Annotated in this window: 15 protein-coding genes; 3 read left to right on the forward strand and 12 right to left on the reverse strand. The window is 70.8% G+C overall.

Going from position 1 to position 15175, the window contains the following annotated elements:
- Positions 1–62 precede the first annotated feature (62 nt).
- The 3 genes from ACFWPQ_RS20985 to ACFWPQ_RS20995 are packed head-to-tail and all read right to left on the reverse strand — an operon-like array spanning position 63 to position 1954.
- On the reverse strand, positions 63–545 hold the full coding sequence (locus ACFWPQ_RS20985; RefSeq protein ID WP_384036903.1) for a HupE/UreJ family protein: 483 nt from the start codon (positions 543–545) through the stop codon (positions 63–65).
- Complete coding sequence (locus tag ACFWPQ_RS20990; RefSeq protein WP_384036916.1) at positions 512–847, reverse strand: hypothetical protein; 336 nt, start codon at positions 845–847, stop codon at positions 512–514. Before ACFWPQ_RS20990 ends, ACFWPQ_RS20985 begins: the two co-directional genes overlap by 34 nt.
- Before the next feature lie 30 nt (positions 848–877).
- A complete protein-coding gene (locus ACFWPQ_RS20995) occupies positions 878–1954 on the reverse strand; it encodes a DUF3500 domain-containing protein (RefSeq protein WP_384036603.1) in 1077 nt (358 codons plus the stop codon).
- Between the two features lie 463 nt (positions 1955–2417).
- On the opposite strand from ACFWPQ_RS20995, the gene ACFWPQ_RS21000 reads away from it, so the two are divergent.
- On the forward strand, positions 2418–4184 hold the full coding sequence (locus tag ACFWPQ_RS21000; RefSeq protein WP_384036605.1) for a tannase/feruloyl esterase family alpha/beta hydrolase: 1767 nt from the start codon (positions 2418–2420) through the stop codon (positions 4182–4184).
- A 60-nt stretch (positions 4185–4244) separates the two neighbouring features.
- On the opposite strand, the gene ACFWPQ_RS21005 is transcribed toward ACFWPQ_RS21000, so the two are convergent.
- The 6 genes from ACFWPQ_RS21005 to ACFWPQ_RS21030 all read right to left on the reverse strand — a co-directional run bounded on the left by ACFWPQ_RS21005 (position 4245) and on the right by ACFWPQ_RS21030 (position 10315).
- Positions 4245–5834: a thiamine pyrophosphate-binding protein gene (locus ACFWPQ_RS21005; RefSeq protein ID WP_384036608.1), complete on the reverse strand. Its 1590-nt coding sequence runs from the start codon at positions 5832–5834 to the stop codon at positions 4245–4247.
- Between the two features lie 71 nt (positions 5835–5905).
- Entirely contained in the window at positions 5906–6949 is a 1044-nt protein-coding gene (locus ACFWPQ_RS21010) for an ABC transporter substrate-binding protein (protein WP_384036611.1), read from the reverse strand.
- Positions 6946–7812, reverse strand: a complete 867-nt coding sequence (locus ACFWPQ_RS21015; protein WP_384036614.1) for an ABC transporter permease — start codon at positions 7810–7812, stop codon at positions 6946–6948. The genes ACFWPQ_RS21010 and ACFWPQ_RS21015 overlap by 4 nt, the downstream gene beginning before the upstream one ends.
- Entirely contained in the window at positions 7809–8570 is a 762-nt protein-coding gene (locus ACFWPQ_RS21020) for an ABC transporter ATP-binding protein (protein WP_384036616.1), read from the reverse strand. Before ACFWPQ_RS21020 ends, ACFWPQ_RS21015 begins: the two co-directional genes overlap by 4 nt.
- Positions 8567–9508, reverse strand: coding sequence for a DUF6282 family protein (locus ACFWPQ_RS21025; protein ID WP_384036618.1), 942 nt, complete (start codon positions 9506–9508; stop codon positions 8567–8569). The genes ACFWPQ_RS21020 and ACFWPQ_RS21025 overlap by 4 nt, the downstream gene beginning before the upstream one ends.
- 135 nt (positions 9509–9643) lie before the next feature.
- The gene (locus tag ACFWPQ_RS21030) at positions 9644–10315 is read right to left on the reverse strand and encodes a GntR family transcriptional regulator (protein WP_384036620.1); all 672 of its coding nucleotides are present in this window, start codon (positions 10313–10315) and stop codon (positions 9644–9646) included.
- 113 nt (positions 10316–10428) lie between these two features.
- Between ACFWPQ_RS21030 and ACFWPQ_RS21035 the strand changes: the two genes are divergently transcribed.
- Together ACFWPQ_RS21035 and ACFWPQ_RS21040 are read left to right on the forward strand one after the other, a co-directional pair.
- Positions 10429–11214, forward strand: coding sequence for a DUF1932 domain-containing protein (locus ACFWPQ_RS21035; protein WP_384036622.1), 786 nt, complete (start codon positions 10429–10431; stop codon positions 11212–11214).
- A gap of 168 nt (positions 11215–11382) precedes the next feature.
- Positions 11383–12639: a glucuronyl hydrolase gene (locus ACFWPQ_RS21040; RefSeq protein WP_384036625.1), complete on the forward strand. Its 1257-nt coding sequence runs from the start codon at positions 11383–11385 to the stop codon at positions 12637–12639.
- Positions 12640–12667: 28 nt separating this feature from the next.
- Here the strand turns inward: ACFWPQ_RS21040 and ACFWPQ_RS21045 are convergent, their stop codons facing one another.
- The 3 genes from ACFWPQ_RS21045 to ACFWPQ_RS21055 form a co-directional block, all read right to left on the reverse strand.
- The gene (locus ACFWPQ_RS21045; protein WP_384036628.1) at positions 12668–12847 is read right to left on the reverse strand and encodes a hypothetical protein; all 180 of its coding nucleotides are present in this window, start codon (positions 12845–12847) and stop codon (positions 12668–12670) included.
- Positions 12848–13030: 183 nt separating this feature from the next.
- On the reverse strand, positions 13031–13687 hold the full coding sequence (locus ACFWPQ_RS21050) for a maleylpyruvate isomerase N-terminal domain-containing protein (RefSeq protein WP_384036630.1): 657 nt from the start codon (positions 13685–13687) through the stop codon (positions 13031–13033).
- Positions 13688–13765: 78 nt separating this feature from the next.
- Positions 13766–15169 carry a dihydrolipoamide acetyltransferase family protein gene (locus ACFWPQ_RS21055; RefSeq protein WP_384036633.1) on the reverse strand — a complete coding sequence of 468 codons (1404 nt, stop codon included), beginning with the start codon at positions 15167–15169 and terminating at the stop codon, positions 13766–13768.
- Between the last annotated feature and the right edge of the window lie 6 nt (positions 15170–15175).

A 15175-nucleotide genomic window follows, 5' to 3' on the forward strand; every position in this document is an offset into this window, starting at 1 on the left:
TGACAGGCCGCCAGGACCTTTCCTGCGTGGCTCGAACGGACGTCTTCGCGCAGGTGAGGACGTTATGAACGGTGAGCGAACCGCCAAGATCGCCGGGGGTTGCCGCGCCCGGGCGGGGCGAGTGTCCAGAGCGTGGCGAGCACCGCGCAGGTGACCTGGACGAGGAGCAGCTGGGAGGTGTGGGTCCCGGCACTGTCCGCCGCGCGGGCGACGGGGTTGGCCAGGCCGAGGCGGTCCAGCAGCACCAGGAGGTGCATCTCGGCGAGGGTGAGGGAAAAGGCGAGTCCGTGCCCCAGGCCGAAGACCTCGGCGACCACGGCCTCATGTCCCGGGAAAAGCGGTCGATTTGCATGGACGGCGCCGACGAGAACACTGAAGGCGATGAATGTCTCGACCGGTTGGGCCGGTATGTCGAGGCGGGCCAAGGCGCTCATGGCGAGAGCGACGGAATGCCCGACGGTGAATGCCAGTGTGGTGCGGCCGATGCGGCCGGCGGCGGTTCCTGTGCTCGTCAGTCCGCGCCGGCGGTTTCCGGCGGCCCGCAGGGGGCGGGCAGCAGGAGAATGAGCAGGAACAGCAGATGGTCGGTGCCTTCGAGAATGTGGTGGACGACGACGTCGTAGTCGAGGACGAACCGGCGCGGGTCCCCGCCGGCGGGCGGGGTGAGCGTGGCCCGGACGGTCAGTTCGCGGTAGGGACCGGTGGAGGTCTGCTCGGTCCGCGAGGTAGCGGCGGATCGCGGCTTCCCGCGCCGAGCGGCACTGGGTGCGCGGCGGCGGGCGGCGCCGGCAGCGGCGCCGCCGTGACCACCGTCGCGATCCCGGCCGGCATGCGCAGCGCATGCCACGGCGAGATCGGCGGGCGGTCCCTCAGTCCGTCAGAACGAGAACTCTCCCCCGTAGTCGGTGTCGTGGTCACGGTAGACGGTGTGGTAGTGGACCTGGTTCTGGTAGACCAGCCCGTTCTGGCAGATGAACTCGATCCAGACGCCCGGGCCGTCGATGCGCACGTAGTCGCCCGTGGTGTCCAGGTCGGTGCTGCCGGAGTACGAGATGTAGGTCTCGTCGAGTTCCGACTCGTAGTCGCTCAGCGCGGAGGCGGCGGTCGTGTCGTCCGCCACGTCGACCCAGGGCTCGATGGCGTCGAGGACCAGTTCCTGCTGGTCGTCGGTGAGTTCGCCGACCGCGAGGCCTTCCTTGGTCTCCGGGAAGTCGCCGTCCTCGCCCGGACCGAGCAGCACGTCGCTGAACGACTCGGAGAGCTTCGCCTCCGACAGTTCGCTGCTGCTGAGACTGCCGATCATGTCCAGCATCCCGTCGCGCATACCTGACAGGGGTGCGTACGTGGTGCCGTCGTCGCCGGTCCAGCTGGTCGGTTCCACCCCGATGAAGAACGGGGTGGTGCCCTCGACCGCGCCGTCCTTGTAGGTGAGGTTCAGGGCGAGGTGGTGGCCGCCGAAGTGCAGCTGCCAGGTGCCGTCGGTGCTCGGGGTGCCGAGGAACGCCAGGTAGTAGTTGCCGCTGCCGTAGCCGCTGGCGGTCTCGCCGAGCTTGTCGTCGGCCGCCAGGATCTGGGTGATCTGGTCGTACCCGGTGCCGCTGCCGGTACCGGTGGCCGTCTCGATCACCGCCTCGGCGGCGGTCAGCTGTTCGTCGCTGAGGGTGCTGAACTCGATGCCGACCCGGCAGGTCGAGCCGCACGGGAGGTTCGACCAGGCGGTGGCGTTCGCCTCGGTGAAGTCGAGGAGCACGTCGGACTGCTGGTCGCTGTCCAGGGTGTCCAGGAACGCGTCGGCGGCGTCGACCACGTCCGAGACGGACGACGAGGCGTCGGTGGTGGCCGTGGTCCCGGCGGCCGAGGAGTCACCGGCCGAGGAGTCGCTCGGGGTGGTCGCGGCGTCGGCGTTGACGTAGATCCCCCCGAGGAGCAGGGCCGTCCCCGCGGCGAAAGCCACGCCCGCGCGCTTCCACCTGCTCTTTAACCTGCGGTGGGTTTTGGTTTCTGGCATCTTGCCGGTCCCTTCGGAAGATGATGTGCAGGAATTCCGGAAAACGGTTCCCGTAAACGCAGCGACCAGATCTCCCTGCCCGATGTGTGAAGGAGATAAATTCCACCAGTCGCCGCTATGGATGCCATCGAGCGGTACTCGGATTTACCTGTGTCTTACTGTGGGACATGGTCAAGATTTTCAGTTTCCGCGCCGGCCGCGGTCGGTCCCGTTCGCGCCTGATATGGCGTCATGACCCCGCAGTCCGCATCAAGTTCACAAGGCGATGGCTCGTATCCCGGTCGTCGATGACCAGAGCGAGGATTCACAGGCACCGGCTCCTTCTCCGGCTCCCGCCCGCGCTGCTTCACTCCTCACCCGTCCCCCGCAGTCCGAGTGTTCCCGCACGCTCGAAGACCCTGGAGCCCCCGTGCAGCCACCTCCCTGGAAACGCATCCGCCTGCGACGTGTCGCCGTGGTCCTGGCCGCCGTGCTGGCGCTGACGATCGGCACCGTCGGCGCGCTGACCGGAAGTTCGGCGCAGGCCGACAGCACGACCACCGCTGCGGCCACCACCGCGGCCACCGCCTCCGCCACGGCTCCCGCCATCGACTGCTCCGCCGTCGCGGCGCTCGATCTGAGCGGCATCTCCGGCGCCCCCACCCAGATCGCCTCGGCGACCGTGCTGGCCGCCGGCGGCAACACCCTCGGCAACTGGGCGGCCTGCGAGGTGAAGGGCCTGATCGCCCCGCAGCTCCAGTTCGACCTGCGGCTGCCGATGACGACCTGGCAGGGCAGCTATCTCCAGGTCGGCTGCGGCGGCAACTGCGGTGTGGTGAGCAGCGGCAGCGCCCCGGCCGCGACCGGCTGCGTGCCGCTGACCGACGGCGCGTTCGCCGTGGCCTCGGACAACCAGGGCCACTACGGCACCAGCATGAGCTCCGGGCTCTTCGGCACCGACCCCACCCTCAAGGCCGACTTCGGCTACAAGTCCGAGCACCAGCTCGCCGTCGTGGCCAAGGACATCATCAAGCGCTTCTACGGCACCTCCGCCACCGGGGCCTACTACGACGGCTGCTCGCAGGGCGGCCACGAGGCCCTCACCGAGGCCCAGCGCTACCCGACCGACTTCAACGGCATCGTCGCCGGGGCCCCCGCCAACAACTGGACCGCGCACACCTTCCAGCACGCCTGGAACGCCCAGGCCGTGTTCTCCGGGACGGCCGGCACGGCCACCCTGACCACGGCCGACCTCACCCCGCTGCACAACGCGGTGCTCAAGGGGTGCGGCGAGAGCGGCGACGGGATCAACGAGGACCCGTTGAGCTGCACCTGGGACCCGGGCAGCATCGCCTGCGCGAGCGGGCAGACCTCGACCTCCGACGACTTCTGCCTGACCGCCGCCCAGGTCACCACCGTACGCAAGCTGTACTCGGGCCCGGTCGACAAGGCCGGCAAACTCCTCTACCCGGGCTGGCAGTTGCGCGGCAACGAGCTGAACTGGGCCGGGGTCATCGTCCCGACGACCGCCACCGGCTCCACGGCCAACCAGACCAACGTCAACGAACGCGTCCGCTACCTCCTCTACCCCGAGGCGCACCCCGAACTGTCCTGGAAGGACGTCGAGTTCACGGATGCCGCTTACCGGAAGCTGATGAAGCTCAACGAGGGGACGATGGACGCGACCGACCCCGACCTGTCCGCGTTCAAGGCGGCCGGCGGCAAGCTGATCATCTGGCAGGGGCTGGCCGACCCGAACATCTCCTCCGTCGCCGGCATGGCCTACTACAAGGCGGTGGAGAAGACGATGGGCGGTGAGAGTGCCACCAAGGACTTCGCCCGGCTGTTCCTGCTGCCCGGCGTGGCGCACTGCGGCGGCGGTCAGGGCCCGGACAGCATCGACGCGCTCACCGCGGTCGTCGACTGGGTCACCGCGGACCAGGCACCCGACAGCCTGCTCAGCCAGAAGATCAACAGCAGCGGCACCGTGACGGGCGCCCGCCCCGTGTACGCGTTCCCCTACATCGCGGTCGACACCACCGGCGGATCCGCCGACGACCCCGCCAGTTACACGGCGCGGCTGTCCACCGCCGAGAAGAACCTGAAGGTGGACTACCTGGGCTCGTTCCGCTCCGGATACGAGACGGTCAGCAGCTGGGTCGACGGCAGGTGGGTGACCCGCCCCGGGAAGAGCTGAACCCCGGCCGGTGATCGGGCACCCTGCGGTAGCCGGTGCCCGATCAGGACGGTCCGCTCCTCAGAACTGTGCCTCGTACTGGGCGGGGTCGATGCGGGCCTCCACGAGCAGGGGGCCGGTGCGGGTCGCGAGGCCGGTCATGGCCTTCTCCAGTTCGGCCACCGAGGTCACGCGTACGCCGTCGCAGCCCATGGCGCCCGCGAGCGCGACCAGGTCCATGTCGTCCAGCCGGGTCGCCGTGCCGCCGTAGCCGAGGGCCCGCTGTTTGAGCTCGATGCGGTTGAGGCTGCCGTCGCAGAAGACCACCACCGTCAGCCGCAGCCGGCGGGCGACGGCCGTCCGCAGTTCGGTCGCCGTCATGGCGAAGCCGCCGTCGCCGATCAGCGCGACGACCGGGACCTCGCCCAGGGTCAGCTGGGCGGCGATCGCCGCGGGGAGCCCGAAGCCCATCGAGGACAGGCCGTTGCTCATGAGGACACCCCGCGGTGCGCGGGTCTGCCAGCCCTGGCCGACGAGGAGTTTGTGCGAGCCGACATCACAGGTGACGACGGTGTCGGGCGGGGTGTGGGCACGGACGACGTCGATGACGTCGGTGGGGTTGAGACGTCCTCCGACCCGGCCCGCGTAGTAGGCCGTGCGGAGCCGGGTGCGGTGGACGGCGACGTCCGCCTCGGTCCAGCGGGGCTCGCCCCGCCGGCCGTCGGCGAGCCAGTCCAGGCTCGCGGCGACGTCTCCGACCAGTTCGCAGTCGCTGGGATAGACCTGGTCGACGTTGGGTGTGGTGTCGACATGCAGGACGGGCGTGTGCAGGGACCACGGTCTGAGGAGCTCGACGGGGTCGAAGCCGGCGGCGACGACCAGGTCACTGCCGGCCAGGAGGTCCCACACCACCCGATGGCAGGCCATGTCGAGGACTCCGGCGAAGAGCGGATGGTCCTCCGGGAAGACGCCCTTGGCCATCGCTGACACCACCACCGGGGCGCCTGCCGTCTCCGCCAGCCGGACCAGGGCTGCGGAGGCTCCGCACCGGGTCGCGGCGGTACCGGCCAGCACCACAGGGCGCCGGGCCGACCGCAACAGCACCGCGGGGTCCGGGCCGCCGGGGGCCCGCTGCACCCGGACCCCGCCGGCGGCGCCGTCCAAGGGCGGCGGCGCGACGGCGGTGCGGGGTGCGGGAGCGGCGAACGCCTCGGCGGAGCCGGTGAGATGGACGGCGCCGGGCCGCTCGGCGACGGCCAGCCGCAGCGCCTTGCGCAGCACCGCGTCGGCCGACCGGGGGTCGATCCGGCCGGCCCACTTGGCCACGGGTGAGAAGAGCAGCTTGTGGTCCACCACCTGGTGGGTGACCAGGTCCTCGCGGCCGGGGTCGATCTGGCCCGAGATCGCCAGCAGCGGAACCCGGTCCCAGGTGGCGGCGGCCACCCCGTTGACGATCGACGTCGAACCGGGCCCCAGCGTCGACAGGCAGACACCGGGCCGCCCGGTCACCATGGCCTGCGCCTCGGCCATGAACACCGCCGTGCCCTCACGGGTACCGGCCAGGACCTCGACGCCGGCGGCCCGGAACGCCTCCATCAGTTCGATGATCGGGTCACCGGGGTAGGCGAACACCCACCGCGTCCCCGTGGCCCGGACGTACTCGGCGACCACTGCGGCCGTCCTGCCCGTACCGCTCCCTCCCGTCACTCCCGCAAGGAGTTCCCCGGGTCCGCCGGCCGCGGTCACGTCGCGCGCAGGTTCGCCGGTACGAGCTGGTCGTAGTCGGGGTCCTCGGTGATGAGGCCGGCGGACCTGTGGAAGGCGACCGCGGTGTCGAAGGAGGACCGTTTGAAGGCGTTCGTCGTCGGGATCTCGCTCTTCAGCAGCGGGATCAGGGCGTCGAGGGTGGTGTCGGGGAGGCCGCTGCGGTACTCGGCGAGCAGCTTCTTGACGCCCGCGGTGTCGTTGCCGTGGATGTCCTTCTTCGCCCGGACGAGCGCCCGCTGGAAGGCCGCGATCTCCTTGGCCTTGTCCTTGAGGATGCCCTGGGTGGTGAAGATGACGCCGTGGGACACCTCGACCAGCCCGGGGATGTCGCCGCGGGCCGGGGAGATGTAGAGGGTTCCGACGCCGGTTCCCTCCGCCTGCTGGCCGAGCGGCTGGGCGAAGGACAGGGCGTCGACCTGGCCGCCCTTGAGTGCGCCGAGCGCCGCGCTGGGCTCGCTGCCGAGGTTGACCAGCTGGGCGTCCTTCTTGGAGTCCAGTCCCACCTTGTCGAAGAGGTAGATGACGAGCGCCTCGGTCCCGCTGCCGGGCCCGGTGATGCCGATCTTCTGCCCTTGCAGGGACTTGATGCGTTCGTCGAGGGTGGCGTCGGCCGCGGCGCCCTTGAAGTCCTTCCCGGTGATGATGTCGATGTAGTAGCGGTCCACCAGGTCGGCGACCAGACGGATGTCGCTCTGGATCGCGGAGAGTTTGAGGACGTCGGTCATGACGGAGCCGCCGAGTTCGATGCTGCCGGACTTCAGCGCGGCGGCGACCTTGGCGCCGGTGCCGAGGATCGGCGGGTCGCCGAAGGTGACGCCCTCGTCCTTGAAGTAGCCCTTCTCGGTGGCGATGAACAGCGGGAAGAAGGCGATGGACTGGCTGACCTGCCCGACCGAGATCTTCCCGGTCCCGGTGGAGGCGCCGGACTCGGCGCAGCCCGCGCCGGTGAGGGTGACGGCTCCGGTGGCGAGCAGGCCTTTCACGAGGTGCCGGCGGTCCATACGCGGCTGCTCTCTCATTTCCTGCCCTCCAGTGGCTTCCAGCGGTTGGCCCTGCGGTCGATGAGGCTGACGATCAGGTTGAGGACGGTGGCGATGGCCGAGAGGACGACGAGCGTCGCGAAGACCCCGGCCGTGTCGAAGTTGGCCGCGGCGTCGCTGATCAGATAGCCCAGCCCCCGGTTGGAGGCGACGAGTTCCCCGATCACGGCGCCGATCAGCGAGTACGGGACGGCGACCTTGAGGCCGGTGAGCAGACCGGTCATGGATGCGGGCAGGACGACCTTGAGGACGATGTCCCGGCGGCGGCCGCCCATCAGCCGTACCGCGTCGATCAGTCCCCGGTCGACCTCCCGTACGCCGACGGCGGTGTTGAGGAAGACCAGGAAGAACACGGTGACGGCGGCGAGCAGCACCTTCATCTGCATGCCGATGCCGAACCAGACGATGAACAGCGGGGCGAGGGCGACCTTGGGCAGCGAGTACAGGGCGACGATGAACGGGTCGACCATGCGGTAGAAGGTCGGCAGCGAGGCGAGGACGAACCCGGTGACCGCGCCGGAGGCGGCGCCGAGCAGGAAGCCCAGGACGACCTCCTTCAGGGTGACCCAGGTGTTGGACCAGAGCAGTCCCTGGCGCTGCCAGTCGGCCAGCCGGTGCACGACGTCGAGGGGCCTGCTGGTGAAGGTGAGGTCGAAGACCCGCCCGGCGCACAGCTGCCAGGCCACCAGCAGGACGGCGGCGAGGACCAGCCGGCCGCCCCAGATGACGACGGTGCCGCCGTGCCGCTCCCACCAGCTGCGGTGCAGGGGAACGGTGACCGACTGCCCGATCGTCGTCTCCGTCTCCGGGTCCGCCGGGGTTTTCGCGTCGACCGTGTTCACCGTGCCTCCCGCAGCGCCGCCGACATCTCCTTGTGCAGGGCGACGAAGTGCGGGTCCACGCGCAGTCCGTCGGCGTCGCGCGGTCTGGGGAGGTCGATCTCCTTGTCCAGGACGACCCGGCCGATCCGGCCGAGCACCACGACCCGGTCGCCGAGCAGCAGGGCCTCCTCGATGTCGTGGGTCACGAAGACGACGGTCTGGCCGCTGCCCTGCCACAGCCGGAGCAGTTCGGCCTGGAGCACGGAGCGGAGCTGGGCGTCGAGGGCGCCGAACGGCTCGTCGAGCAGCAGCACTTCGGGGTCGCCGGCGAGCATCCGGGCGAGGCTGGCGCGGCGCCGCATGCCGCCGGAGAGTTCGCGCGGGTAGTGCCGTTCGAAGCCGGTGAGTCCGACCCGCTCGATGAGGTCCGCCGCGCGGTCCCGGCGTTCCCCGGCGGCAACCCTCTTGATCTCCATGGGCATTTCGACGTTGCGGCGGACGTCGCGCCAGGGCATGAGGGTGTCGGACTGGGTGAGGTAGCCGACCTCGGTGCGCGGTCCGGACACCCGCATGTCCCGGTACGTCACCCGGCCCGAGGTCGGGGACATCAGTCCCGACATCATGTTCAGCATGGTCGACTTGCCGCAGCCGCTGCGGCCGAGGACGCTGACGAAGCAGCCCTCCTCGATGCCGAGGGTCAGGTCGCGCAGTGCCACGATCCCGGTGTCGTCCTTCACGAACTGCTTGCTCAGTCCGCGGAGTTCCAGGACGGCGGTCATCGGTCGTCCACCGCTCCGGCCAGCCGGCGGCTGTTGTCCACGGCCATGACCCGGACCTCGTCCCGGGTGAAGCCGGCGGCGAGCAACCGCTCGGCGAGCAGCGGGAGTCCGTCCTCCACCGGCGGGTTGAAGGGCTGGCCGAGGTCGCTGGAGAGCACGGAGTGCTCCGGGCCGACGGCCCTGATGTTCTCCAGCCACAGCTCCCAGGAGACCTTGCCGGTGTACGGGGTGGTGAAGCACCGCTCCAACAGGGCGCCCTTGGCAGCGAGTTCGCGTTGCCTTTCGACGCCCACCCGTTGCGAGGTGAACTCCGGGTGAGTGACGACGATCCGGCGGACGCCCTCCTCGACCGCCGCGTCCACCACGGCGGTGATCTCCTCGGTGCCGAGGTGTCCGGTGGCGAGGGTCATGTCGTGGGCCGCGATCACCCGGAGCACCTGGCGGGTGATCTCCAGGACCTTGCCGTCCGGTCCGACCACGTCGACCGGGTCGGCCGTCATTCCGGCGTCGCGGAGTTCGTTCTGCAACTGCATCCACATGGGCGGCGTCGCGCCCTCGGGACCGCTCGCCGTACAGGCCCGTTCGTTGGCGCTGTCCACGGTGGGCAGCCAGACGACCTGGGCGCCGCCGCGGCCGGCGATCTCCACGGCGATCGGGTTCATTCCGCCCACCGAGCCGTTCAGGGTGATCGCCCCGACCGCTCCGAAGCCGGGGACCGCCCTGCGGACCACCGCGGCCCGTTCCGCCGTGGGCACGTAGTGCGATTTAAGGACGAAGCCTGATAATCCGACCTCGGCGAAGCGGGACGCCAGGGTGAGGTCGTCGACGCGGCGCGTCATCAGGTCGGGTGCGATGTGCAGATGGATGTCGTAGGCCCCCGCGACGAGTTCGCGGGCCTCGTCCGAGGGGATGGGGTGCGTGCCTGGTCGGTCGGTCATACCGCCTCCCTGTCACCAATTTGGTGACCCAGATTGTTAACAATCACTGGGAAGGCGTCAATGGGTTGCGCAGAAAGCGATACCGACCGTCGCCCGCGCCCGCCGCGAGCCGGCCGCCACGAGCCGACTGCAGCCTTAACTCACCTTCGAAGAGGGCGAGTTGGCGGACTTCCGCAGTGCGTGGATGACACTGCCGAGGTGCCCCCGGGCGGCCTGTTCGGCGGCGACGGGGTCACGGCCGCAGACGGCATCGATGATCGCGAGGTGTTCGGGGAGCGAGACGGCCGGCCGGCCCGGCTGCAGGGCGAGCCGGAACTGGTGACGCACGGACTGGCCGCGCAGCCGCTCCAGCACGCCCTCGGCCGTGGCCTGACCGCTCAGCTCCATGAGGCGGCGGTGCAGCCGGTTGTTCAACCGGGAGTAGACCATGACCTCCCCGGCCTCGACCGCTCCGATCATCCCCGCGCGGATCTCGCGCAGTTCGGCGATCTCCGCGTCGGTCACCCGCTGCGCGGCCTTGGCGGCGCACAGGCCCTCGACCACCATCCGGACCTCGGTGATCTCGATCGCCTCGGCCAGCGGCACCGCGCGCACCCGGGCGCCCCGGTTGGGGATGCGCTCCACCAGCCCCTCGTTGCCCAGCTGGAGCAGGGCCGAGCGCACGGCTCCGCGGCTGGCCGAGAACCGCTCCGCCAGGTCGACCTCCACGAGCCGTTGGTCCGGTACGTAGTCGCCGCGCACGATCGCCGCGCGGATGACCTCGACGACCGGGTCGGACCCGGACGGGATGTTGGGTGCTGCCGACACGTGGTTCCCCTTTCCGCGACGGAACGATCAGAATGGCAACGATATTGTCGCCAATCCTGCCCTGCCGTGACGGCCTCCGGCCAGGGACGATGAACACGAACTGGGAGGCACCTGTGAACTCCACCGCCGTGACGGGTCTTCGTGTCGCTGTACTGGGGCTGGGCGAGGCGGGCGGCGCGATCGCGGGTGACCTGGTCGCCGCGGGCGCGCTGGTGCGCGGGTACGACCCGAAGGTCGCGGCGCCGCCGGGTGTCGTGAGCACCGACAGCGAGGCGGAGGCGGCCGCCGGCAGCTCTCTGGTCCTGAGCGTCAACAGCGCCTCGGCCGCCCCCGACGCGCTGCGCGCCGGCCTCGCCGGCACCGCGCCCGGCTGCCTGTGGGCCGACCTCAACACCGCGTCGCCCGCGGCGAAACGACACCTCGGCGAGGTCGCGGCGGACGCGGGCATCGACCTCGTCGACGTGGCCCTGATGGCCACCGTGCCCGGCCGGGGCCTGCGCACGCCGATGCTCGCATCCGGGGCGGCCGCCGGGCGCTACGCCGGCCTCCTCCGTCCGCTCGGCGCGCGGGTGGACGTCCTCGACGGCCCGGCCGGGCTGGCCGCCGAGCGCAAGCTGCTGCGCAGCGTCTTCTACAAGGGGTGGGCGGCGGCCGTCGTCGAGGCACTGGAGGCGGCGCGCGCGGCCGGCTGCGAGGAGTGGCTGCGGCAGCACATCACCGACGAGCTGACGCACGCGGACGCGGCCACGCTGGACCGGCTGGTCGACGGCAGCCACCGGCACGCGGTACGCCGCACGGCGGAGATGCAGGCCGCCGCCGACATGCTCGCCGACCTCGACGTACCCCCGCTGATCACCTCGGCGAGCCGGGATCTGCTGCACCGGCTGTCCTCGCGGTAGGCGCACCGATCGCCCGTCCACTTCACCCGACCACTTCACCCATCCATGCTCACCCATCCATTCGTTCATGTACTTGAACTTTGCGCACATGTGTATACGCACGCTTCCCTGCATGCGAGACTCCTTCAACTCCCCCACGAATCACCCCAGTTAGAGAGGAAGGCACCCATGCACATGTCCCGCAGGGCCGTGCTGGCCACCGCAGGCGGCGCCGCGGTGGCGTACGCCGCCGTACCTCAGTCCGCGCAGGCGCTCGCTGGCCGGCCGCGCGCCGACCGGCCGCTCGCCGGCCAGGTGTCGGCGGCCACGGAGGCGGTGCTGCGTGACGCGGCCGACTACGCGGTGGCGAAAGTGCGAGCCGTCGCGCCCGGGGTGAGCGCCTTCCCCGTCGGGACGAAGTTCGAGAAGTGGGTCTACTCCCAGAGCGGCGACTGGGTCGGCGGATTCTGGCCGGGCGTCCTCTGGATGAGCTGGCTCCACAGCGGCGACGACAACCTGCGCGGCCTCGCCCTCGCGTCGGCCGCGAAACTCGCCCCCCGCCGGTACGACACCGGCACCCACGACCTGGGCTTCCTGTTCACCCCGTCCTGGGTCACCGCCTGGCGGCTGACCGGCGACACGTCCTGGCGGGACGGCGCCGTGCAGGCCGCACGCTCACTGCTCCAGCGCTACAACCCCCGCGGCCGCTACCTGCGGGCCTGGGGCGCGCTCAACACCTCCGACAACGCCGGGCGCTTGATCATCGACACGATGATGAACCTCGACCTGCTCGTCTTCGCCGCCCGGGAGACCGGTGAGGGCGCCTTCATGGACGCGGCCGTGGGACACGCGCAGACCGCGGGCCGCCTCTTCCCGCGACCGGACGGGTCCACCCCGCACGTCTACGACGTCGACCCCGCCACCGGCACCCCCATCGGCCCCAACACCGTCCAGGGCTACAGCCCGACCTCCTGCTGGGCCCGCGGCCAGGCCTGGGGCATCTACGGCTTCACCACCATGTACCGGCGCACCGGCGACCACCAGTTCCTCGACACCGCCCGCACGCTCGCCGACTTCGCCGTCCAGGCCCTCGGCCCGGACCACATACCCGTCTGGGACTACCGCGCACCGCAGCAGCCGTACGACATCAAGGACGCCTCGGCCGGGACCGTCATGGCCTGCGGGCTGCTCGACCTGGCCGCCGCCACGGGCAGCAGGACGTACCGCACCACCGCCCTGCGCATCCTCGACGCGCTCTGCCGGACCTGCCTCACCACCCACTCCACCCGCGCCGAGGCCGTGGTCGCCCGCTGTACCCGCAACCGCCCCGCCGAGGACGGCATCGAGATCTCCCTCCCCTACGCCGACTACTACCTCCTCGAGGCGATCCTGCGCGTCCTGCGACCGCACGACCTGGACCGGGCGATCGATCTGTCGACGGTCTGACGCCACCCGGCCCCTACGGCGTGGCGTCCTACGGGGCGGAGTCCGTCGTCGCGGGCGCGTCCGCCGGTGCGGTGAGGGGGGACGACGGCGGCGGGGACGCCTCCCCCGAGTCGGCCTGGACGACGAGGACGACCGCGATGACCGCAGTGGTCAGGGCAGCCATGGTGACCAGCCACCAGATCCCGATCGCTCTCGCGTGAGCGGCCATGGCACCCTCCTTCGCTGCGGAGCGTACGCCGTTGCCCGAGGACGGAACTCTCTTTTCACAGCACTCGACGACCGGCGCCCCACATCACCACCGGCCTCACCGCCACATTCTGGCCGCCTTTCACGGCTGTCGCGCCGAATTGGGGAATCTGCGAGGCAATCGACCCGGTGAGCCCTTCCCGGCCTATGCCCGGGGCGTGCCGTCCCAGCGCCAGGTGGTGAGACGAGGGTGTCCGGGAAGTTCGGCGCGTCCCGTGGCCCACAGGAGGGTGGGCCACGGGTCAGTGGACGACGGGGCGTCCGGAAACAGCCGGACGAGCACCCGGGAGCACAGATCGGCAGGCGGATCCCATGCGAGTCCGAGCCCGTCCGCCAGGTCGTACGTGTGCACCAGGGTCTCCACGATTCCCATCGCGGCGAATCCCTCGGGGTCCGAGGCGCCGAAGACGTGGTGGGCGCGGGTCCGCGGAGGCGTCGTGCGCACCATGGCGACGAGCAGCGCGCCGCTCGCCTCCAGGACCTGCAGCAGGCCGGCGGGCCCCGCCGTGCGGTCCGCGTGAATGGCGTTCGCCGGACCGCCGGGCCGCCGCCTCTCCCACGCGAAGGGCACCTCCCTGTCCAAGGGCGGTGTCTTCGGGCCCAGTTGGGCGGCATAGGCGAAGAGGTCGTCGCTGAGGTGCTCCACGGTCTCCCAGCAGTCCCATTCCAGCGAACCCGCCTTGCCTTCCCAGGCGGCCGGCGGCGCTTCGCGCAGGACGGCCACCGAGAGCTGCACGGCAAGGTCGAGGTCGTCGGCGGTGACAGAGGGCTGGGAGCGGTCACCAGCGGTTGATCCAGACATGGCAGGACCGTACCCGTGCCCCGCAGGAACCGCCCCTCCCTTTTCGATCACCGGCCCGGCGGCCGGTGGTGGGCCCCGTCAGAGCATCGCCAGCCCGGGATCGTGCAGGACGGCCGCGATGTCGGCCAGCAGCTCGGAGCCCTGTTGGCCGTCGATGAGCCGGTGGTCGAAGGACAGGGCCAGCTGGGTGACCCAGCGGGGCTCGATCGCCTCCGCTCCCGACGCGTCCGTCACGACCCAGGGCATGCGCCGGATGGCACCCACGGCGAGGATGGCCGCCTCCCCCGGATTCAGGATCGGTGTCCCGGTGTCCACTCCGAACACGCCGACGTTGGTGATGGTGACGGTCCCGCCGGTCATCGACTGCGGCGTCGTCCTCCCGGCCCGGGCCGTGCCGGTGAGTTCGGCGAGCGCCTCGGCGAGCTCCCGCAGCGACATCCGGTCGGCGTGCTTGATGTTGGGGACGATGAGCCCGCGTCCGGTCGCGGCGGCGATGCCGAGGTGGACGTAGTGCTTGAGCACGATCTCCTGGCCGGCCTCGTCCCAACTGGCGTTCGCCTCAGGGGTCCTGCGCAGGGCCAGCAGGAGCGCCCGGGCCACGAAGAGCAGCGGCGTGACGCGCAGGTCGCGGAACTCGCGGCGGGCGGCCACCTTGTCCCGCAACCGCATGGTCGCCGTGACGTCCACCGTCGTGAACTCGGTGACGTGCGGCGCGGTGAACGCCGAGGCGACCATGGCGGCGGCGGTGTGCTTGCGTACGCCGCGGATCGGGATCCGGGTCTCGGCGGCGGGCTCGGGAGCAGTCACCGGGACGGTCTCCGGGGTACCTTCCTTCACCGCGACGGGACTCGTGCCCGCTGCCCTGCGGACGTCGTCACGGGTGACGGTGGACCCGGGTCCCGTCGGCGTGACGGTGGTGATGTCGACGCCCAGGTCCTTGGCGAGTTTCCGGACGGGCGGTTTCGCAGCCGTCCGCTCGATGGCCGGGGCCGGCGGTTCGGCTGTCGTCGCCGGTTCCGCGACCGGCCGGACAGCGGACACGGCGGGGGTGCGACGGCGTCGGCGACGGCCGACGGACTCCTGCGGCCCGTATCCCACCAGGAGGGCCGCCTTGCCGGAAGCCTCCACGGTCTCGCCGGTCGCCTCGGGACTCGCACCGACACCGGCACCGGCACCGGCACCGGCACCGGCACCGGCACCGGCACCGGCACCGGCACCGGCATCGGCATCGGCATCGGCATCACTGAGGATGGTGATGAGGGGCTGACCCACCGGCAGGGTCTCCCCCTCCCCTGCGTGCAGGGTCCCGACGACACCCGCGTAGGGAGAGGGGAGTTCGACCGCGGCCTTGGCCGTCTCGACCTCGACCAGGATCTGGTTGATCTCCACGGTGTCGCCGGCCTTCACCGCCCACTGGAGGATCTCGGCCTCGGTGAGCCCTTCGCCGACGTCGGGCAGCAGGAAGACGTGCTCTTGTGACACGGTGCC

This window comes from Streptomyces sp. NPDC058464 (genome assembly GCF_042721035.1).
In the GTDB taxonomy this organism is placed as follows: Bacteria; Actinomycetota; Actinomycetes; order Streptomycetales; family Streptomycetaceae; genus Streptomyces.